Consider the following 21175-nt stretch of genomic DNA (forward strand, 5'->3'; position numbering starts at 1 on the left):
AGTTGAAAGGGGTTTACAGTAATGAGGTACGCCGAGGATAATGCTTCCGCTCTGGTAATAACGGATGTGACATCTCAAGTGGATGAACGGTTCTGTACGCTGAGATGGCGATGGCCGGACGGCGTGCAGGCGGTGTACATCCATAAGACCTCCGCAGAAGAGGCTTCTATTGGCACCGGGGATATTCCTCCGGTCGGAATGAAGCTCTACACTCGTGAGGAATACAAATCTAACAATGGATACCGTGATCGATTGGATGAGATCGGCCTAGTCTCCTATACCATATACGCTCGCCTTGCTGAGAACGGAGAGACACTGCTGGTGAGGCAAAGTGACGGTGCGAACCGTGTGGTGGTCAGTGCAGGCAAAGCCAGAATCTATTATTCCGTTCAACAAAAAAGAGGATTATTCGGAAAACAAAAGACCGTACATATGGCGATTACGGCAGAAGTTCCAGTGGCTCGAGATGTCCTCTGTTATGTTAAGAAACGGGGAGGACATCCGGCAGGGAAAGAGGATGGTATTCTCTTTCCCTTTGTACAGGATTTCGCCCCTGGACGCAATGTACTCCCGCCGATTGAGATCGGTAAGGATGATTTTGTACGCATCTTTTTCACCGACGGTCCTAAGTATGGGCTTTATTACGAGCTGGTGCCGGAGTAAGATCAGTCTATGCGTACAAGCGAGTGTTGGACAATGCCTGTCCATAGCAAGATACGCAGATACAACTTTTGGGAGGATGAGTAGATGTCTTTTTTTAGCCGTTTTATGAAAAAGAATCAGCCGGAGCCAAGGCCGCTTTTTTATGATATTGTGTGTCCGTATTGCTTCACTAAGTTCTCTCCGGAGGATGTAGTCTTTCGGGCTATGCATAGCCGAGAGGACGATGAGAATTACGCGCTGGGCGAGGATGATGCCTTGAATAAATACCGTGAGCGCTTTGGGCTCGATACGGTGGATGACATAGAAGCAATCATTAATCCGGCGGATATTCCGGAAGAATACCATCATTATACCGATCATGTGTTAACAGGGCTTACGGATCGTTATGGAGTGCTTACACGCAGACGGCTATGTCCATCTTGCCATAACGAGCTGCCTGTGACTGCAGGTAAGGTTCCAAGTAACATTATCTCGATTATCGGAGCTTCCCAAGTCGGGAAGTCGGTATATATGACCGCGCTGATTCATACCTTGCAGCATACGACAGCAGGTCATTTCGATGCCGCTTGTATGCCGCTCAACGCGGAGATTAGCCGTAAGTTCCGTACGCTCTATGAAGAACCGCTGTTTGAACGCGGGGATCTGCTAGCTTCCACACAGAAGGAGAAAATGCAGGAGCCGTTTATCTTTCAATTTGTTTTTAAGGATGAAGAAAAGCCGCCGCTGACACTTGTGTTCTTTGATGTAGCGGGTGAGGGCATGGTGGATCAGGATTATCTCGGACTACACGGTCAACATATTAAGAACTCTGCCGGTATTCTGTTTATGGTCGATCCGCTGCAAATCCGTTCGATCCGTGAGAAGATTCATATTAACATCGGTGATCGCCCGGGCGAATGGGTCTCGCAATATGACGAGCCGCGTGATGTTGTGCTGACGATGTTCGGTGATTTTATCGCTTATCAGGAAAAGAGCAAAACTGACATTCCAACAGCAGTCGTTCTTGCGAAAAGTGATATGCTGCATTCGCTAAAGGATGAGGATGGCGATTACATCAAGTCCAACAGTAATGTGTTCAATAACTATGTCCATCGCAAAACATTGAATATGGATGAATTCCATAACATCGACGGAGAAATCCGCAGATTTATTGGTAAGGTGGACAGACCTTTTAAAGATACGATGGATGTGTACTTCTCGAATACGGGCTATTTTGCGGTATCTGCGTTGGGCAGTAATCCTGTGAATCAGAAGATTGAGGGTGTAGTAAGCCCGATTCGTGTAGACGAGCCGTTTATTTGGCTGCTGCATAAGCTGAAGTATATTGAGGGGAGCGACGGCCCGTGAATGTTTTCTCAGGGTCCAAGATCGCCCAACAAATGTATACCCGCGAACGCCGCGGATTATTTCGTTCCACTGAAGGTTTTGATACAGTAGCGAAATCGGACAGTCTGGACAATAATTTTATCAAAAAAACACTGCATCCCTTCTGTCTCTACGATGCTCCAGCAGAGCTGGCCGCGCGTGGGGAGAAGGATGAGACTCTATATCCTAGTGCGCTGCACCTGTTCCATGCAGAGAATGGCGACACGGTTCTTGGGACGAGTCGTTATCAAGCAACGGATTTTACGGGCCAGCGGAGCGCCTTTTTTGCACATAACTTTGTAGTTCCGGCCTCACGTTCAGAGGAGATTATTCAGAGCTACGGCGACTTTCTGCATGCTGATTTCGCAAAAAGTTATGAAGGAGAGCTGGGCGGAACCTTACCGGAGCTGTCAGCTATTCCAGTTATACGTACGGATCGTCGCCCTGATCCTATAGCGGGTTTACGCTTGTTAGGGATTGATGAAGGGATATTTAAGGCATTGCTGCAAGCGGTGATGCTCTCTGTGGCAGGTAAGAAAAAAATCTATATCGCTCTAAATGTACCTATCACGGAGCTGTCCGCACGTGCGGTGGAGCTTACAGAGATTTTATATAGCGTGCTGCCGTATGAATTCCGCCGCAGATTAGGCGTGATTACGTATGCGAATGAACCGCAAAGCCGTAAATATATTCATCTTAGCTTTGTGGAAAAAGGCTCGCTCCGTCCCGGTGATCGCAGCATCGAGAAGGACTTCACATTCGATTTGGTTTCGGGTCGGATGGGGAATGTAGATTTTGGCGAGTCCCGTCAGCCGTATGCTGATCTGGTTTGGAAGCTTTTACTTCTGAATCCAGGGGATCTCGACGATTTCGTAAGTTTTGCTGATCAGATCCTTCGCGGAGAAAGTCCTGAGCATAAACTATCGCTCGCTCTCTATAATGAGTTAGCCGTATTTTATGAGATTGAGCAGGGGAATGAGCACTTATATACAGAGAACAAGAGCGCGGTGCTGAGTGGTTTACTCTCTTATCTTAAAGCGGAGGGGGCGATTCATTCCAGAATCCGACTGAATGATATTTTCTTGGAGCGGTTCGACCGAGAATTTGATTTAGTCCGGCAAAGGAATGTCCCGGATCCTGCAATTATGGAGTGCTTTAAGGATTATTTTGTGCTCAAGGATCATAATTACAAAGTCAGAATTGTTGATTATTTCATTAATGGTATGCTTCATAGCGTGGAAGCGGGACGCAAAGATGTTCTCAATGCAGCTTACGGTATCATTGAGAGTAATGATGAGCTAAGCGCTGCTTTTTTTCAACGGGTAATGTCTGAAGCGTATTTCCGTAAGCAGTTATTAGAACCTTATATGGAATCAAGACTAGTTGCTGCATCTAAATCTATGGACATTCTGAATTTTGTACTCCATTGGGGCCGTTTTCTGCCGGCTGCGTTAGAGCAACCTTTTGCTCAGGATGCAGTAAGGGATTACTTGCTAGAAAAGCTACAACTGGAGACTGATCCGGTTGCTGCGGTGGCGGAAATTCATGGCACTGTAGATAAAGCGGAGAAAGATCGACGTAGAGGGACAGGCGTATCTCCTAAAGTACTCTCGCTCATGCAGGATCTGGCAGCATCTGCAGACAGATTCTTGCTGAACCGGCTATCCCTTACTGAAATGACGCAGGAGGACTTACTGGAGGTTGTTTTCTTACGTTATGGCAATGTCGTGGATTGGCAGCCGCCACTAGATAGAATTAGCAAGCAGAAAGAAAATGCGCTCCGCGCTGCTTATCGCTGGTTTGGTGAAGAGAAGCCGAATGAAGAGATTTTTGCAGGCTTATCTCCAAAGGAGCTGGACGATGTACAACTGCTCGGTCGCCGTTTACTGAAGGAAGCCCGAGTGCTAGAGCCTTTTGAACGTCTGCCTCTAGCTTTCTACTACACCAGTCAGCGCGAGGGTGGTCCACTGGATTATGACGCACTCTTGGAATTAGTAAAGCATAAAGCCGGTACCGATAAGGATGTTATCTATCGATTTTTTGCATGGTCTCAAGGAAATTCTTTATTTACGATATCGAATAAAAAGCTTTATCCGGGTTACCGCCGGGCGATTCTGAAGTATTTCCAGAGCAGTGACCGCGAAGCCTTCAAGAATCGTGAGTTCCGTAAAAGCTATGTTGCTACAGCACGCCCTGCTCTTCAAAATGTGTACAATGAAGCTCGCTCCCAGCTCGCTTCCCCGCTGGCGCGCTGGATCAGCCGCAGTCGATTTCGACTCCTGATCTCCGGTTCCATCACGGGCATTCTGGTGATTATCGCAATTATCGTATTCAGTATGCTGCGTCCGGATGATCCAAAGACGGCTCTGCCGGGGACAAGCCCTGAGCCGACACCCGTTCAGAGTGCAGGCAATGAGCTGCCTCCGGCTTCAGTATACTTGAAGGATCAGAGCGTCGAAGGAGATAAGGGGAGCAGCATATTGGTGTTCACGTTTGCCAAAGCTGATGATTGTGTGCAATTTAATCCGCCGGAGATTAGTCTGATGACTTCTTCCAATGTGGTGGATAAGAGCTTTAAAGTCGCTGCTAGCCATGGAACTTGTCCAGTTCCGTCAGCGGATGCAACAGGCACTACTTCTGAACCGGCTGAAGGTGCGGACGCTGCTAACGCAGGAGCCGATGCCACACCGTCTCCAACGCCTTCATCTGATGCGGAGAATAACACAGTTGATCCATCCGCGACAGCTGTCACAGAAGGGGTACAGCCATCCTATCAGGTGGAGGTTACCTTAGAACCGGGAGCGACCATCGTAGAGAAAAGTATGATCAAGGCGGGAAGATTTACATTGATTGTAGATCCCGCTCCAAAGGATACACTGGGTGTTAACGCAAGTGCTGAACCTTCTCCAACTGCAAGTCCGGAAGGAACAGCTGAATAAAGGAATTTCTGAACAGCAGAACAATACCGAAAGGTTGGTTCTGCTGTTCTTTTTTTTTGTTACTCATACAAAGCTTTTCTATAGACATGCTATGTATTAATAGATATGATTATGAAAATAAGGTTATACCGCCCTTTCTAGGGGCGGTCTTTATGTTGTGCGCTCTTATTTTATGTAGTATCCATTCCTTTATAGAAAGAGGTTGAACAATGAAGAAAATAGTCACCTCCAAGTTTTTTGTACTTGGACTGGCCATATTCATGGTCATTTCAATTTTAGGAACATCCCTTGCTCCGGCAGGAACCATCTTCGCAGAGGCGGGTGTTAGCACCGGACTAGATGAATCTAGCGATGCAGCTGCTCAGGCAGAGCGGATTAATGTTGCGGATGCGACCTATACAGCTGCAGAATTTATTCTAAAGGGTGGCGTGCAGTCGGATTGGCAAGCGATTGGGCTGGCTCAAGCGGGATACAAACTGCCAGCAGGTTACCGTCTAGCTCTTGAGAAAAAGGTGAAAGATGCAGAGGGGAATTTCGCGAACGTAACGGATTATGCGAGAATTGTACTCGCAGTAAGAGCGGTAGGTGCTGATCCTACCAACTTTGCTGGAAGCGGAACAACACCTGGCTATAACTTAATAGAGAAGATCTATAATCATGACAAAATCAGTGGACAGACACTTAATAATCCAGTATATGCTTTGCTCGCACTGGACTCTGGTAAATATAACATTCCATATAACGCGAAATGGACAGCGGATAAGCTCATTGCTGAGATTCTCTCCAAGCAAAATCAAGATGGCGGCTTTGCCTTAACGACAGGCGCTAGTGAGCCAGATATGACAGCGATAGCTTTGACCGCTCTAGCGGCACATAAGCGTAATGCAGAAGCTTACACAGCAGGGCTACAAGCCATATCTTGGCTCTCTAATGCTCAGGATAGTCATGGAGGTTACGGAGATAGTGCTGAGAGTGCTGCACAAGCTATTCTAGGTCTCACATCCTTCGGTGTAGATCCAAGTGGATTAGAATATACCAAGAATAAAGTGAATCTGATCGGTAACCTGCTGAGCTACCGTCTAGCTGACGGAAGCTTCGCTCATAGCCGTGGCGGAAGCAGTAATATTCTAGCTACTGAGCAAGGCCTTCAGGCGCTTGTAGCCTACAATCTACTCTATAAAGGCAGTAACAGTAAGTTATACGATTTTTCTAAGTCATCCGTTCAGAATGCCTTAATCTATGCACCTGTTACTGTAGAGGGTCCTAAGAGTACTTTAGCACAAGGATATGGATATGCTAGCAACGTGCTTGGTGCATTAGAGAAATTGGCTCTTCAGACGAATTTGCCGATCACGAATCCTTCCGGTGCATATGTCACAGGAATTGGAAACATTCCCGCCGGAAGCTATGGCGGCTATGACGGATGGATGTATGCCGTATCCCGTAACTCTCAATGGATCAACCCTGATGTTGGAATGAGTGATTTTGCGCTTAAAGATTCAGATCAGGTCTTGGTTTATTATGCTGGAGATGATACTAAACTTGTAGATTCGGTAACGGTGTCCAAAGCAAGCCTTAAAGAGGGCGATTCTTTTACTGTAGTAGTGACTAGTAAGACATGGAAATGGGACGCTGTAACGAATACATCCTCCCCGGTAACTGCCAAAGCATCTGGCGTTCAGGTCCAAATTGGAAATCGCATCGTAACAACAAATGCTAAAGGCGAGGCGCTATTCTCAGGGAATGTTCCAGCAGGTGATTACAAGCTGACTGTAACAGGCTATCGTGAAGGAAAAGCGCCATCGATAGCTAAATATACTCAAGATCTAAAGGTAATTCCTAAGAATGTAACGGCTTCACTTACCGTTGAGGGTCCGCAAGGACTGATCGGTGAGGGGACTTTAAAGGCTTCCAATGCGCTTGAAGCTTTGCAGCAATTGGGGTTATCCAATGATTTTAAAGTAGATATCACGAAATCGTCGTATGGTAATTTTGTATCGGGCATTCATGGAGTTACTCAAGGCCTTTATGATGGCTGGTGGAGCTTCGTAGTATGGCGTAGCGGTGAATGGATCTATCCAAGTGTGGGTATGGACGCTTTTGAATTACAGGAATCCGACCGTGTTCTTGTATATTATGCTGGAGAAACCACACAGGTTGTTGATACTGCGGTTGTATCCTCTGCACAACCGAAGCCGGGTGAAGCTTTCACAGTAACAGTTTCTCAGAAAAAATGGGTGTGGAATAAGGATACCTTTACTTCCGATCCAGTGACTTCTCCAGCCGCTGGCGTGCAGGTCTTGATCGGTGATCAGAAGGTGATCACAAATGCTAAGGGTGTAGCTGCATTTGACCAAGGTCTACCAGCGAATACCTATACGATCATTGTTACCGGATATGCTAAAGATAGAGTGCCTAGTGTGGCGCGTTATACTCAGTCACTAAACATTGCTTCAGATGTTATTGCTCCTGTTAAAGCTACGGCTACCATTTCAGTCGTTGGGGATAACAAGAAGGGTACGATTCTGAACAGTACAACAGTATCGCTAAAAGAAGGCGAAACGGCTTATAGCTTATTGATTAGTCAATTGGGCGATAAGGTAGTATCATCCGGAAACGCTGGAAGTAAATACGTGAAATCAATAGATGGTTTGTCCGAATTTGATGGCGGACCTAGCAGTGGATGGAAGTATAAGACGAATAGAGATGCTGATCCAAGTATCAGCGCGGACAGCTACATTTTAGAGAATGGTGATATATTATATTGGTACTATTCATCGGGTGAATAAGTAGGGCTGATTATTCGTTAGGCGGACACTACGATTCGGAGTATTAGCGGATCGAGTGTCCGTTTTTGTTTTCGTTCGTTGCATTATTTGACAATAGAAACTTTTTTTCGACATTTTATTCATGATTTTATTTAAAAATCATCACACTATTCGCCTTTCTTACCGATAAAAATAGATAGTTAGTAAGATCATGTGAAGGCGGAGTGCAGATGAAGAATATGAAAGTGAAATTCAAAATTGGGATTCTATTGGTATTTTCTGTAGTCATGTTGAACATTGTGGGGGTAACTGGCTTTATCACCATGGACAAAATGGCCCAAAAAACAACAGAGACGTATAATGAAAACTTGTTGCCTGTTTCTTACGTGGGACAAATGCGTACAAACAATCGGGCCATTGAAGCTTTTCTCTTGGAGCGCTTGATGAGCGTTGATGTAAACAAGAACAAACAACTGAAAGAGAGCATTACGGAGAAAGTTCAGGAAAATAATAATCTTTTGAACAAGTTGAAGACCGTCCAGTACAATGATAGTGCGGTAGTGAATAAAATAAAGGAATATGAGTCCTCCTTAACAGACTATCGTGCACAAAGAGATAGTATTATTCAGGTTGCGGATAGCAAAGGTAGTCAAGAGGCCTTTCAAGTATTCACAGGTGAGTTTAGTAATTCTCGTGAGAAAATGATCAATATGCTTAAAGGAATAAGCGATTCGCTGCTAAAGGGAGCTGGAGATCATAATTCAGAGTCTACGGCTACCGCTAAGAGCATGAAGACTAAAAGTATAGTGCTGATATCGTTCTCTTGGATCATTTGTATCGTGCTTAGTGTTGCAATCATTCGACTGATTACGAAACCTCTTAAGGAACTGCAAGGTTTAATGAAGCGGGCGGAAAATGGGGATTTAACCGTCACAGCAACATATACCGCTAAGGATGAAATCGGCCAAATTAATAGCTCATTTAACAATATGCTGGAGAGCTTACGGAAGATGATGCAAGGCATTGCGGAGAGTGCAGAATTGTTATCAGCCTCATCGCAAGAGATGAGCGCTAGTGCTGAGCAGACCTCGCTGGCTTCGCAAATGATCGCCGAAGCTTCTGGAGAGATTGCAGCGGGGTTTGATGAACAGACGGAAAGTATTAATCGTACCTCTCAGTCTATACAAGCTATGACCAATAATATTTCGGCCGTAGAAAGTAGCAGTTTTGAAATGTCCGACCTTATGGGAGTCGCTTCTGGTTCAACAGATCAAGGGGTAATCGCCGTAGATAACATCATTGAACAGATGAAGGAAATCGACTCCGGCGTAACTCAGAGCCAAGAGATTATTAGTAACCTTGGGCAGCTGTCTCAGGATATAAATACAATTATTACAACGATTAACGGAATTGCAACACAGACGAACCTGCTGGCGCTTAATGCTTCTATTGAAGCAGCGAGAGCTGGAGAACATGGACGCGGCTTTGCTGTAGTTGCCGGAGAAATTCGGGGTCTTGCAGAAGCGACACGAAACAGTTCACTGAAAGTAACGGATATTATTACGCATATTCAAAAGCAAACTGAAAGAGCAGTAGAATCAATGGCTTTCGGCTCCGAGCTAGTCTCTCACGGCGTAGCTCAAAGTCAGCTCGTATCTCAAGCGTTTCATGAGATTCAAAGTTCTATTAAAGAAGCTACGCTGCAGACGGAAGAGATTAGAGAGGCAGTTGCACATGTCTCCTTAGAGTCACAAGGTGTAGCGGCAGCAATGGAACAGGTCAATGCAATATCCAATAAAGGGGCAGTGGGTGTTCAGGACACCAGCGCAGCTAGTCAGCAGCAACTGTCTGCTATGGAGGAAATGTCCGCATCAGCTCAGTATTTAGCGGTGCTGGCGGAAGATCTGCAGAAGACTTTAGCGCGATTTAAATTATAACGCGAAATGAAAAAAAGGACGTCCCAGAGCCATTTAGGCTTTGGAGACGTCCTTTTGTGTGTTATTGAATGGAGTTAAGCATACCAGCCCCATACGAAGATGAAGAGCGTACCAAAGATCGTAACTAAGCCAACGAATAAGGCATAGGCGATATTGAGGTAGAGTTCTTTCTTGGTATCAGCTGATTCTCCAATATGCATGAACAGGAAGAGCTGCAGGGAAGCCTGAATGAGCGCTGTAATAAGCAGGATAGCCATGTTCGCACTATTAGATAGATCAAGGTAGATTACAGCAAGTGCAGCCACAGAAAGGACAAGAGAGGCTAAGAAACCCATCACATGGCGAATTGGAAACAGTTGCTTCATCATGCTACATCAGTCCTTTCAGATAGACGAAGCTGAAAATAAAGATCCAGACAACGTCCAAGAAATGCCAGTACAGCGAGAAGATAAAGGATTTATTGGCCGTAGCCGGAGTAATACCTTGACGCTTCAACTGGATTAAGATAGCCGCACCCCACAGGAACCCGAACGATACGTGAGCTCCGTGTGTTCCCAGCAGTACAAAGAGACTGGATAGGAATCCGCTGGTTTGAAGTGTAGCCCCTTCGTGAACATAAGTGACAAACTCCATGATTTCAATACCAAGGAAGCCGAGACCCATGAGTAGGGTTAGTCCGAAAAAGACCATCATAGCTTTCTGGTAACCATGCCGCATAGCATGAACTGCAAGACCGATCGTAAATGAGCTTGTCAACAGCAGTAATGTTTCGATCATCACGGGACCAATTTCAAAAAGGTCCGGCCCGCTAGGGCCGCTGGCAAAACGGTCAACCATTACAAAGTAAACAGTGAACAACGTAGCGAACAGTGCAATCTCTGCTCCTAGAAAGACCCAGAAGCCAAAGATTTTATTACTATTCTCTTCTGTTGAGTATTCAAGCGGCTTAGACGCATCTATTTTCATATTGTCTCACCCCGCAATTTCTTTTCAGTAGCAATAACTTCTTCTGCAGGGATGTAGAATCCATGATCCCGATCGAAGGACATAGCAGCTAGAACGATGAGGATACCTACTCCAGAGAGAATGGCTGGAATCCAGAGACTGAATACCAGAGAGAATCCTGCAATGAAGAAGATAACACCCAGAATAAATGGTTTGCCTGAATTGCTAGGCATATGAATCTTAGTAATCTTGTCTTCGTATAGAGGTACGTTGTCTTGTTTAGAGAACCAGTAGGCATCGCGTGTTTTTACGGTTGGAACCACTGCGAAGTTGTAAGCTGGAATCGGACTTTTCGTTGCCCACTCCAGTGTACGTGCATCCCATGGATCTCCATTTGTATCTCTTGGTTCATAACGTGTACTCCAGTAGATGTTATACACCAGAATTACAAATCCGACTGTAAGACCTATCGCCCCTATGAACGAGACCATACTGAGCGGACCAAATCCGGTATCCGCAGAATAAGTGTATTGTCGACGTGTCATTCCCTTAAGTCCGAGAAGGAACAGTGGGAAGAACGATACGTTAAAGGAAATAATAATCCACCAGAAGGCATGTTTACCAAGACGTTCGTTCAAACGGAAGCCGAATACTTTAGGGAACCAGTAGTGGAAACCTGCGATAACGGCGAATACAGCACCTGGAATGAGAACGTAGTGGAAATGTGCTACCAGGAACATTGTATTATGGTACTGATAATCGGCGCTGGCCATGGCCAGCATGACACCTGTTACCCCACCAATCGTAAAGATCGGGATAAACGCGAGCGAATATAGCATCGGCGTCGTAAATGATATTCGCCCTTTTCGTAAGGTGAATAGCCAGTTGAATATTTTCACACCTGTTGGAACGGCAATGGCCATTGTAGTAATCGAGAAGAAACTGTTAACCATAGCGCCTTGACCCATTGTATAGAAATGGTGAGCCCATACTAAGAAGGACAAGAGGGAGATGATCAACATACTAAAGACCATGGATGTATATCCATACAGGTTCTTTTTGGAGAAGGTGGCGATAATTTCACTATAAATACCGAAGGCGGGTAGTACAACGATATATACTTCTGGATGTCCCCATACCCAGAAAAGGTTGGCCCATAACATATCCATACCGCCGTTGGCCATCGTGAAGAATTGAGAGCCGAATAACCGGTCGAACATCATCAAAGCGAGCGCAACCGTAAGCACTGGGAAAGCGAATACGATAATTACGTTCGTGATTAGAACGGACCATGTAAACATTGGCATTTTCATCAGCTTCATACCAGGAGCACGCATCTTCAGAATCGTTACAATAAAGTTAACGCCTGTGAGGAGTGTACCGATACCCGATATTTGTAGCGCGAGCGAGTAGTAGTTGTTACCCACCGTTGGGCTGAACTCTATACTTGCTAGTGGGAAGTATGCAGACCAACCAGCATCTGGTGATCCCCCGATAACAAACGAAATGTTAAGCAGCATTGCTCCGAAGAAGAAGAGCCAGAAGCTGACAGCGTTAAGACGTGGGAAGGCAACGTCTCTGGCACCGATTTGTAGCGGTACGATAACGTTCATCAGACCGATAATAAACGGCATGGCCATAAAGAGGATCATGATCAAGCCGTGTGTTGTAAATACCTCGTTGTAATGCTGTGCGTCAAGAAATTTCATGTCTGGGGCTGCGGTTTGCAGCTTCATCATAATAGCGTCAACGCCGCCGCGGAAAAGCATTAGTAGCGCAGCAAGGATATACATAACCCCGATACGTTTGTGGTCAACGGTAGTTAACCATTCGCGCCATAAATATCCCCATTTTTTAAAATAGGTTAGGCCGACGATAATCCCGATTGTAGCTAAAACAATACTTGCCATAGCCCCGTAAATCAGGGGTTCGCCATGGACCTTAAATTTATCCCAATCCATTAGGAAACGCTCCTTTCAAGTTGCTCAATTAACATGGACTAATGTCCTTCATGTGTAGTGCTCTGTTCATCCAGTTCTGGATTAGGTTCGCTGTTAAATTCTGTCTCGCTAGATGGTGCAGGAGACGGATGAATTTCTTTATTATCCTGATGTTCCATAGTTCCATTATCCATATCCATTTCTTTACCATTATTACTCATATGGTCGCCATGTTCTCCCGGAGGAGGGCTAAAGGATAAGTGAGTGTTGGTGTATGTTTTGCGTCCGACATATTCCATTTTCAAAAGATTTTTGAATTCGTCTTCAGTTAATGGACCTGCTGTTTCTTTAACATCTTTTACCCATTCTTGATAGTCCTTATCAGTCATCGCAAGGGCTTCGAACTCCATGTGGGCAAAACCCTTACCATTAAAGTTCGCATTTCTTCCGGTATAAGAACCTACAGTATCCGCTGAAAGATGCAGAGTGGTAAGCATGTCACTCATCGCATATTTCTGTCCTCCCAATTGAGGGATCCAGAGACTTGAGATCGTACCGAAAGAGTACAATCTGAACTCGACAGCGCGGTGAACTGGAATGTTCACGTAGTTTACGGTTTCAATACCTTCCTCAGGATAGCTGAAATGCCATTTCCAGTTGGAGGAGGAAGCGTAGATTACAAGCGGTTTCTGATCTTTATAATCCGCTGCAACGTTTTCTACATCTACTGTCGTTTTGACAGTGACCACGGAGAGGAAGGCCACGATAATAATCGGGATTGTAATCCAGATGGCCTCCAACCATTTGTTTCCTTCCTCGTGAGGAGGAATATAATCTTCATTACTTTTCTTAGCGCGGTACTTCAAAAGTACAAAGACATATAAGATGTAGACAACTGCTAGAACACCGAGCATCATAACAATGGAGAGGATGATCGTGTCAGACAGAGTTCTCGCAGCCGGCCCCTTCGGATTCAGAACAGCGATTGAACTGCATCCTGGCAAGAGTAAAATTAGGCTGAGAAATAAAGCGTATAACGGTCCCTTTTTGTTCATGCTTAAGCTCCTTCCTTCAATACTTCTATTAATTAACCCTCATCATTACCTTCATATATAGTAAGAACTAATGAGAAAGAAAGCAAAAGACTTATTTTTCCATATAATCCATAATAGACCTTAATAATGGCGATCAAGTTAAATATGTGTGATCAATTTGTTACAAGTTCCTAATGATATGATAAAGATCACTGTAGCCACGCTGTTTAATGGTTATTTATTTCTGTTCAAACTTTGTTCAATAATTTACTAAAGTTGCTAATTTGGACACATCTATTTTGTGCAAAAGGATTGGAATTTAACCATTTTTTGTTGGTGTGACAGGATTTGGCCGAAATCCGTATTTGGCGAATTTTGTCGAAATATCTGCAAGTCTTAAAAAGGGTAACAAATTATTCTGTATTAAGTTACAATCTCTCAAATTTCTACCTATTAATCTATGATAATGTTATAGGTAAATATACGAGATGGGAGATTTTTTGAGATGTTTAAAAAGAAAGTGTGGCTATTATTTGTAGTATTATTCGTATGTACGGGTTTGGTACGAGAGATAGATACAGTGAATGCAGCGGGTGCAGCAGGATCCCTGAAATTAGGGGTGAACGATAAATTAACTAAAATTGATGCAGTGTCGATAAAGGATACATATTATGTTTCACTGCGTGATTTGTCCCTAGAACTGAATCTGAATCTTACCCTTCAGGGTGTTGGCATTCATGTTCAAGGGAACAACGGTTCCATCGAACTGCTGAATGATCATGCAACAGCTCTTCTCCCTAATGGAAAGACTATTCCGCTGAAAACATTTGTGGAAAATGGTAGAACGATGGTTCCTGTGAAGATGACCTCTCATCTTGGATTTTCAATTTCGTTTAAGCCAGCTCAATCTTTATTAAGAGTGTACAATTCCGGGGCTAAATTAGACGATGCTGCATTCGTGAATCAACATAAAAAGGCTTTGCAACAAAATGTACCTACAGGGACGACAGGCACAAAGGGGAAAGTTGTATATCTTAGCTTTGATGATGGCCCATCCGCTACAACCTCTCAACTACTTGATATCTTGGCGAAGTATGATGCGAAGGCAACCTTCTTCATGTTAGGAAATAACATGAACGCACACGCGTCTCAAGTGAAACGCTTAGTGAAAGATGGACATGCACCTGCTTTGCACGGCATGACACATGTGAAAGATAAATTTTATGCTTCTCCAGCTTCTGCGTTGAAAGAGATGAATGACGATAATGCAATTCTGAAGAAGATTACAGGTCAAAGTACAACACTGATTCGTACACCTTATGGTAGTAAACCTTATTTAACAAAAGCTTATAGAGATAAGATACTAACTCAAGGGTACCATCTGTGGGATTGGAACGTTGACTCTGAGGATTGGAGATATAAGAACGATAGTAATTCCATTTATAATACGGTTATGAGAGAAGTTCATAGTCTGAAGAAGAGTAGCCCGGTGATTCTAATGCATGATCAAAAGGCTACACTTAAAGTTCTTCCACGCATCCTAGCGGCGCTGAAGAAAGAAGGCTATGCGTTTCATATTATTACTTCAGATATGGAGCCTAACAATTTTTGGAACGATAAGCGCTAAATCTGATAGTGAAATTAAATCATTCATATTGTTGAGACGGCAGATTTGATCTGTCGTCTTTTTTTTGTTGTCTGAAATCTTTGTAGATTTGACACATGTAGGCTTCTCTAATCTATCGACGTAGTTAATTTGTCATGTTATCATGATACTCTGATAACGTATTAGCGAACTAAAGCACACAGCACTGTGTCAACGATGGGGGATAAAAGAGATGAAGAAAAATGCACTTTTAGTTTTATTTATGATCATGGTTATTGCAGCTTTATCAGGCTGTTCGTCTTCTGGGAGCAAGGATGGAAAGCTGGTGATCGGGATTGATGATAAGTTCGCTCCGATGGGCTTTAGAGATGAGAGTAATGAAATTGTTGGGTTTGATATTGACTATGCAAGAGCTGCAGCTGAGAAAATGGGCAAAGAAATCACTTTTCAGCCTATTGACTGGTCAGCTAAGGAGTCAGAACTGAATAGTGGGCGCATTGATATGATTTGGAATGGTTATACCATCACAGATGAGCGTAAGGAAAAGGTAGTGTTCACTAAGCCCTATCTTGAGAATAGTCAGGTTGTAGTCGTATTAGCGGATTCCTCTATTTCCAAGCTTGAAGATTTGGCTGGTAAAGAGGTAGGACTTCAAAGTCTATCCTCCGCTGCCGATGCATTAAATGCTAATCCGATTAAAGACCAAATTGCTAATCTTTCGGAATTTCCGGATAATGTGCTAGCGCTCACAGATTTGAAGACTAAGCGCCTGGACGGTGTAGTCATTGATGAAGTGGTAGCCAGATATTATATGTCAAAAGAGCCTAATACCTTTAAGCTACTAGATGAATCGCTTGCTCCTGAGCAGTACGGTATTGGAATTAAGAAAGGCAATGAGGCACTACTGGAAGAACTTCAAAAGGCTTTGGATGAAATGAACAACGACGGAACGGCTGAGAAGATCTCCACGAAGTGGTTTGGTGAGAATAAGGTATTGAAATAGAAGGTCAATATATAGAGTTTATTGGAGAAATGAAAATGGATTATATAATACAAATTTCCGGGCCGATGTTAGAAGGCGCGCGTACAACTATTTTATTGTTTCTTATCGTTATTTTGGTGTCGATTCCGCTCGGGTTCCTAGTCACTTTGATGGCGAAGAGTGTGATCAAGCCCGTGGCTTGGATTGCACATACCTATATCTATGTCATGCGGGGAACACCACTTTTACTGCAATTGTTATTTTTTTGCTTTGGTTTACCACAGATTCCGGTCATCGGGGAATATCTGGTCATGGACCGCTTCGTTGCGGCGAGTCTTGGGTTTATTCTTAACTATGGGGCTTATTTCGCGGAGATCTTCCGTGGGGGTATGCTCTCCATTGATAAAGGGCAGCATGAAGCAGCCAAAGTACTCGGACTGAGTAAATGGCAAACGCTGCGCAAGGTAATTCTAGCTCAAATGTTTAGGGTAGCTTTGCCAGCCGTGGCCAATGAATCGATTTCCTTGGTCAAAGATACGGCTCTGCTGTATGCCGTTGCTGTACCTGAGCTACTGAACTATGCCAAAACAGCAGTAAATCGAGACTTTACTGTAACCCCCTTTGTAGTGGCGGGAGTGATTTACTTACTGATGACGCTGGTGCTCACTTTATTCTTCAAAGCACTGGAGAAACGTTTTAAATTCGAGTAGAGGGACTGTCTGAATATGAGTAACATGATAGAAGTAAGTGATTTACAGAAATCCTTCGGCAAATTGGATGTGTTGAAGAAGGTTAGTTTCAATATCCAGGCGGGAGAAGCCGTCGCTGTTATCGGGCCTTCAGGTTCAGGTAAGAGTACGATGCTGCGTAGTCTAGTACATCTAGAGGAAATTACGGGTGGAAGCATCTTCATCCAAGGCAAGCCGCTCGTGGAGAATGGAAAATACGCTAATGGAGCAAGTATTCGTGAGATCACGGCGTCCATGGGAATGGTGTTTCAACACTTTAACCTATTTCCACATTTAACGGTGCGAGGCAATCTAGAGCTAGCTCCAAGGATGTTGAAACGGGAGGGCGTGAAGGAGATTACGGCTAGAAGCGAGAACTTACTTTCTAAGGTTGGACTTGCTGAAAAAGCGGATGTGTATCCTGCAAAGCTGTCGGGTGGACAAAAGCAACGGGTTGCTATTGCGAGAGCATTAATGCTCAATCCTGATATTCTATTGTTCGATGAACCTACTTCCGCGCTTGATCCTGAACTCACGGGTGAGGTACTACGCGTCATCCGTCAACTTGCTGAGGAGAATATGACGATGATTGTTGTCACTCATGAGATGAACTTTGCTCGTGATGTGGCTGATCGTGTGATTTTCATGGACAATGGTGAGATTACGGAGTCTGGAACACCAGAGCAGATTTTTGATCATCCACAGCAGGAGCGCACTCGAATTTTTCTGAATCAAGAGACGAGAGTATGAATACCGCCTCAGGCTAATAAAGTGTCTATTCATGAGAAAAAACCCCCACAGTTTTTTATAACTGTGGGGGTTTTTGCGTTGACATAAAGATTGAACTGTATTAATAATAGTAGTACAGTTAATACACATCATCATGAACTAAGGGAAGACAGTGAAAGGAGGATGGTTATGTTCGAATTGGACGTTCGCAGTCGCAAGCCGATTTATGAGCAGCTGACCGATAAGGTCAAGGAGATGATTTTACATGGTATTTTGCAGACTGATGAACAACTGCCTTCGGTAAGGACATTATCCCAACAGCTAACCGTGAATCCCAATACGATTCAGAAGGCTTACCGTGAATTGGAACGTGAGGGGTATATCTATTCACTGCAGGGGAAAGGGAGTTTTGTAGCCCCAATGAAAAAAGAACAGAATGAGATTAAAAAAGCCGAAGTACGTGCTGAGTTGCTTAGACTGATGGCGGAAGCGGTATACCTTGGGTTCACCGCAGCTGAGATTAGTTCATTGTATGAGCAAGTGGAGAAGCAGAGAGAAGGAGGGAAAAGTGATGATTGAGATTCGAGGCGTCAGTAAGTTATTTCAAGGGGAGAAGGCAGTAGACGATATCTCTTTAACGGTACGTAAAGGGACGATTTATGGGCTGCTCGGCTCTAATGGCGCGGGTAAAACTACGCTGCTGAAGACCTTGGCAGGCATTTTCTCTCCAGATAAAGGGACCGTGAAGGTGGATGGTGAAGCGGTATTCGAACATCCGACGACTAAGCAAAGGGTTATTTTTATGCCGGATTCTCCTTACTTTTTTCCGCAATCCACCATGCTGCAAATGGCAGCCTTCTATCGCTCGATCTATCCGAGCTGGAATCAGAAGCGTTTTGATGATTTGGGGAACGTCTTTCAGCTCGATAAGAAGCGCAAGCTTAGTCGTTTCTCCAAAGGGATGCAGCGGCAAGCGTCATTCTGGTTATGTTTAAGCTGTATGCCGGATGTGCTTATTATGGATGAGCCGATTGACGGGTTAGATCCGGTAATGCGACGCCAGATCAAAAACCTGCTATTTCAGGAGGTTGCTGAACGCGAGCTGACGGTAATCATTTCTTCACATAATCTTCGTGAGATCGAAGATCTGTGTGATCATGTTGGGATTATGCATGGTGGGAAGATGCTGATTGAGAAGGATCTGGATGATCTTAAGGCGGATACACATAAGATTCAAGTGGCCTTCCGGGATGAACGGCATGAAATTCCGTTAGCAGCGAAGCTGCAAATATTACATCAAGAACGCCGGGGGAGCGTGAACCTGTACATAGTAAAAGGGGATCGTGAGCGAATTAAAGCGGCTTTTCAAGTGTACGAGCCATACGTATTCGATTTGCTTCCATTAACGTTAGAAGAGATCTTTATTTATGAAATGGGGGATGTCGGATATGACGCGCAGCCGATACTACTTTAATAGCAGTATTATTCGCCAGAATTTCCGCCAGCATGGCTGGATAGGGATTATATATGCACTTGGCCTAATGTTCGCACTTCCATTGCAGCTGTTTATGAGTATCGATCCAAATGCAAAACCGCAGGAAATCGATCATTTATTCCGCATCTCTGGTAATGTGCAAGCATTGTTCATTATTACGATCCCTGTTGCTGCTGGACTCTTTTTATTCCGATACCTTCAGGCAAAATCTCCATCAGATCTATGGCATAGCCTGCCTTTACGCAGAGAGCATTTATTTACGGCTCATCTGACAAGTGGACTTACCTTACTGTTGGTGCCGGTTTGGTTAACTGCAGGGGTGGTTGCGGTTGTTAAGCGATGGAGTGGTAATTTTTATATTTTTCAGGGCGCAGATATTTGGCAATGGTGTATCACAGTTAGTATTCTGACTTTGTTCCTCTTCTGCTTTAGTGTTTTTGTGGGAATATGCACGGGCCAATCTATTCTTCAGGGAATTATCATTTATATTTTGCTTATTCTTCCTGTTGTACTGATCTCATTAATCAATAGCCATTTAGTCATGTATCTTTATGGTTATGCAAATGCAAATGTAAACTTCCGTGATTCTAGTTTGCAGATGTGGTCTCCGTTTGTTCATATCGTGTATTATTTTACCGGCAAACCATTTACCAATACAGAATTGTGGATTTATGGAGTATTGTCCCTTTTATTTATTGGATTATCCTACCTGTTATACCGTAAACGTAATACGGAAAAAGCGGGTCAGGCTATTGCTTTTGGATATTTCAACCCGCTGTTTAAAGCAGGGGTTATGTTATGTACTATGCTTATTTCCGGGAATTATTTTGCACAAATGAAGCAACAGCAAATGGGCTGGGTAATTAGTGGATATGCCATTGGAGCCATTATCGGCTATGTTGCTGCGGAAATGATTATTCGGAAAACATGGCAGATTATGACGCGTAAAGTGTTAGCAGAGTTTGCGGTTTATGCAGTAATGCTGGGGTTACTTCTGTATATCCCGATATCAAGTGTTACCGGGTATGAAGCTAGATTACCTTCCGGTGATAAGATTAGTGGTGTGTATATGGGATCTAACTACCGTTGGTATACCCCCACGGATGATTTGTACACTACTACACCCTATATGGGGCAGGACCCTTTTTCCGATGATAAAGATTATATAGAAGCTGTCCGTAAACTTCATCAAGCGGTAATTGCGGTACGTCCAGAACATACTTCACAACAATACGCTTATGAATATTTTACCATCGCCTATCAATTGGAGAACGGTCACAAGCTAGTGAGGGAATACTGGATCCCTAATAAGGGGTTTGAATCAGAGCTCAAGGCGGTTAAGGATACCGAAGCTTACAAGTATGAAAAGTATAATTTAGCTCTCTTAGACAAAGACCTGGATTATATGTGGGTTACTAACAGGAATAAAAAAGTAGCCATCTCTGATCCTCAGGAAATTTCAGAGCTAAAAGAGATTATCAAACGCGAAATTTCGAATATGTCCTACGAAGTACAGATAGATAAGGACGGAAAACCTGATGTGGCTAATATCCAAGTAGAGGTAAAGGTAAAAGAGAACAGTAATCAAGTTTCTACAGATTATGGTTATTATTTTCCGTGGAAGTCTTCTTTCCATGAGCTTGAAAAGTGGATGAACGAAAAAGGCTATGCCGATAAAATACGAATAACAGCTGAAGATATCCAATCGGCAGAGATTGTAAAAGACGACTTTATGGATAAGCAAACACCTAAGAATCCTACGAGTCCTGAACAAAGAGTAGTGCTTGCACGTGAAAAGAATCGTACAGTTGTTACGAAGGATAAGGCACTATTAACGGATATTTTAGATCATCGTTTCAATTATGGAGTTGAGAATGGCAACTACATTGTGAAGCTGCTGTATAAGGAGGGTTATAGTGATTTCGTTATGTTAAAAGCGTCCGATATGACGCCTGAATTGAAAGCGTTGCTGAAATAAGCTAAAAATAAGGTAAGTAAAAGATTACAGAAAAAGACTACTGGTTGACAGAAACTGGATAGTTGG

16 protein-coding genes are annotated in these 21175 nt (G+C 43.9%); 12 read left to right on the top strand and 4 right to left on the bottom strand.

Features of this window, described 5'->3' with window-relative positions:
• Positions 1 to 21 precede the first annotated feature (21 nt).
• The 5 genes from MKX41_RS29060 to MKX41_RS29080 all read left to right on the top strand — a co-directional run bounded on the left by MKX41_RS29060 (position 22) and on the right by MKX41_RS29080 (position 9672).
• A complete protein-coding gene (locus MKX41_RS29060) occupies positions 22 to 663 on the top strand; it encodes a hypothetical protein (RefSeq protein ID WP_042185104.1) in 642 nt (213 codons plus the stop codon).
• An 84-nt stretch (positions 664 to 747) separates the two neighbouring features.
• Positions 748 to 2010, top strand: coding sequence for a TRAFAC clade GTPase domain-containing protein (locus MKX41_RS29065; protein ID WP_042124368.1), 1263 nt, complete (start codon positions 748 to 750; stop codon positions 2008 to 2010).
• Complete coding sequence (locus MKX41_RS29070) at positions 2007 to 4967, top strand: GAP1-N2 domain-containing protein (RefSeq protein ID WP_340974239.1); 2961 nt, start codon at positions 2007 to 2009, stop codon at positions 4965 to 4967. The genes MKX41_RS29065 and MKX41_RS29070 overlap by 4 nt, the downstream gene beginning before the upstream one ends.
• Before the next feature lie 209 nt (positions 4968 to 5176).
• Positions 5177 to 7756: a DUF4430 domain-containing protein gene (locus MKX41_RS29075; RefSeq protein ID WP_340974241.1), complete on the top strand. Its 2580-nt coding sequence runs from the start codon at positions 5177 to 5179 to the stop codon at positions 7754 to 7756.
• Positions 7757 to 7965: 209 nt separating this feature from the next.
• On the top strand, positions 7966 to 9672 hold the full coding sequence (locus MKX41_RS29080; RefSeq protein ID WP_340974243.1) for a methyl-accepting chemotaxis protein: 1707 nt from the start codon (positions 7966 to 7968) through the stop codon (positions 9670 to 9672).
• 74 nt (positions 9673 to 9746) lie between these two features.
• On the opposite strand, the gene qoxD is transcribed toward MKX41_RS29080, so the two are convergent.
• The 4 genes from qoxD to qoxA are packed head-to-tail and all read right to left on the bottom strand — an operon-like array spanning position 9747 to position 13612.
• Complete coding sequence (qoxD, locus tag MKX41_RS29085; protein ID WP_179085737.1) at positions 9747 to 10040, bottom strand: cytochrome aa3 quinol oxidase subunit IV; 294 nt, start codon at positions 10038 to 10040, stop codon at positions 9747 to 9749.
• A gap of 1 nt (position 10041) precedes the next feature.
• Positions 10042 to 10638: a cytochrome aa3 quinol oxidase subunit III gene (gene qoxC, locus MKX41_RS29090; protein ID WP_076283869.1), complete on the bottom strand. Its 597-nt coding sequence runs from the start codon at positions 10636 to 10638 to the stop codon at positions 10042 to 10044.
• Positions 10635 to 12578: a cytochrome aa3 quinol oxidase subunit I gene (gene qoxB / locus MKX41_RS29095; RefSeq protein ID WP_042185110.1), complete on the bottom strand. Its 1944-nt coding sequence runs from the start codon at positions 12576 to 12578 to the stop codon at positions 10635 to 10637. Before qoxB ends, qoxC begins: the two co-directional genes overlap by 4 nt.
• Positions 12579 to 12616: 38 nt before the next feature.
• Positions 12617 to 13612, bottom strand: a complete 996-nt coding sequence (gene qoxA, locus MKX41_RS29100) for a cytochrome aa3 quinol oxidase subunit II (RefSeq protein WP_076283870.1) — start codon at positions 13610 to 13612, stop codon at positions 12617 to 12619.
• 484 nt (positions 13613 to 14096) lie between these two features.
• Between qoxA and MKX41_RS29105 the strand changes: the two genes are divergently transcribed.
• From MKX41_RS29105 to MKX41_RS29135, 7 genes are all read left to right on the top strand, one after another.
• Entirely contained in the window at positions 14097 to 15218 is a 1122-nt protein-coding gene (locus tag MKX41_RS29105; protein ID WP_076283871.1) for a polysaccharide deacetylase, read from the top strand.
• A gap of 211 nt (positions 15219 to 15429) precedes the next feature.
• Positions 15430 to 16200 (top strand): amino acid ABC transporter substrate-binding protein, encoded by a 771-nt coding sequence (locus tag MKX41_RS29110; RefSeq protein WP_340974247.1) that lies wholly within the window; start codon positions 15430 to 15432, stop codon positions 16198 to 16200.
• A gap of 29 nt (positions 16201 to 16229) precedes the next feature.
• A complete protein-coding gene (locus MKX41_RS29115) occupies positions 16230 to 16889 on the top strand; it encodes an amino acid ABC transporter permease (RefSeq protein WP_042185116.1) in 660 nt (219 codons plus the stop codon).
• A gap of 15 nt (positions 16890 to 16904) precedes the next feature.
• Entirely contained in the window at positions 16905 to 17657 is a 753-nt protein-coding gene (locus MKX41_RS29120; RefSeq protein WP_445671333.1) for an amino acid ABC transporter ATP-binding protein, read from the top strand.
• Between the two features lie 168 nt (positions 17658 to 17825).
• Positions 17826 to 18215: a GntR family transcriptional regulator gene (locus MKX41_RS29125; protein WP_076283874.1), complete on the top strand. Its 390-nt coding sequence runs from the start codon at positions 17826 to 17828 to the stop codon at positions 18213 to 18215.
• Complete coding sequence (locus tag MKX41_RS29130; RefSeq protein WP_340974250.1) at positions 18208 to 19110, top strand: ABC transporter ATP-binding protein; 903 nt, start codon at positions 18208 to 18210, stop codon at positions 19108 to 19110. Before MKX41_RS29125 ends, MKX41_RS29130 begins: the two co-directional genes overlap by 8 nt.
• Complete coding sequence (locus tag MKX41_RS29135) at positions 19085 to 21109, top strand: hypothetical protein (protein ID WP_340974251.1); 2025 nt, start codon at positions 19085 to 19087, stop codon at positions 21107 to 21109. Before MKX41_RS29130 ends, MKX41_RS29135 begins: the two co-directional genes overlap by 26 nt.
• Positions 21110 to 21175: the final 66 nt, after the last annotated feature.

Source organism: Paenibacillus sp. FSL R5-0475 (assembly GCF_038004585.1).
GTDB lineage: Bacteria > Bacillota > Bacilli > Paenibacillales > Paenibacillaceae > Paenibacillus_AQ.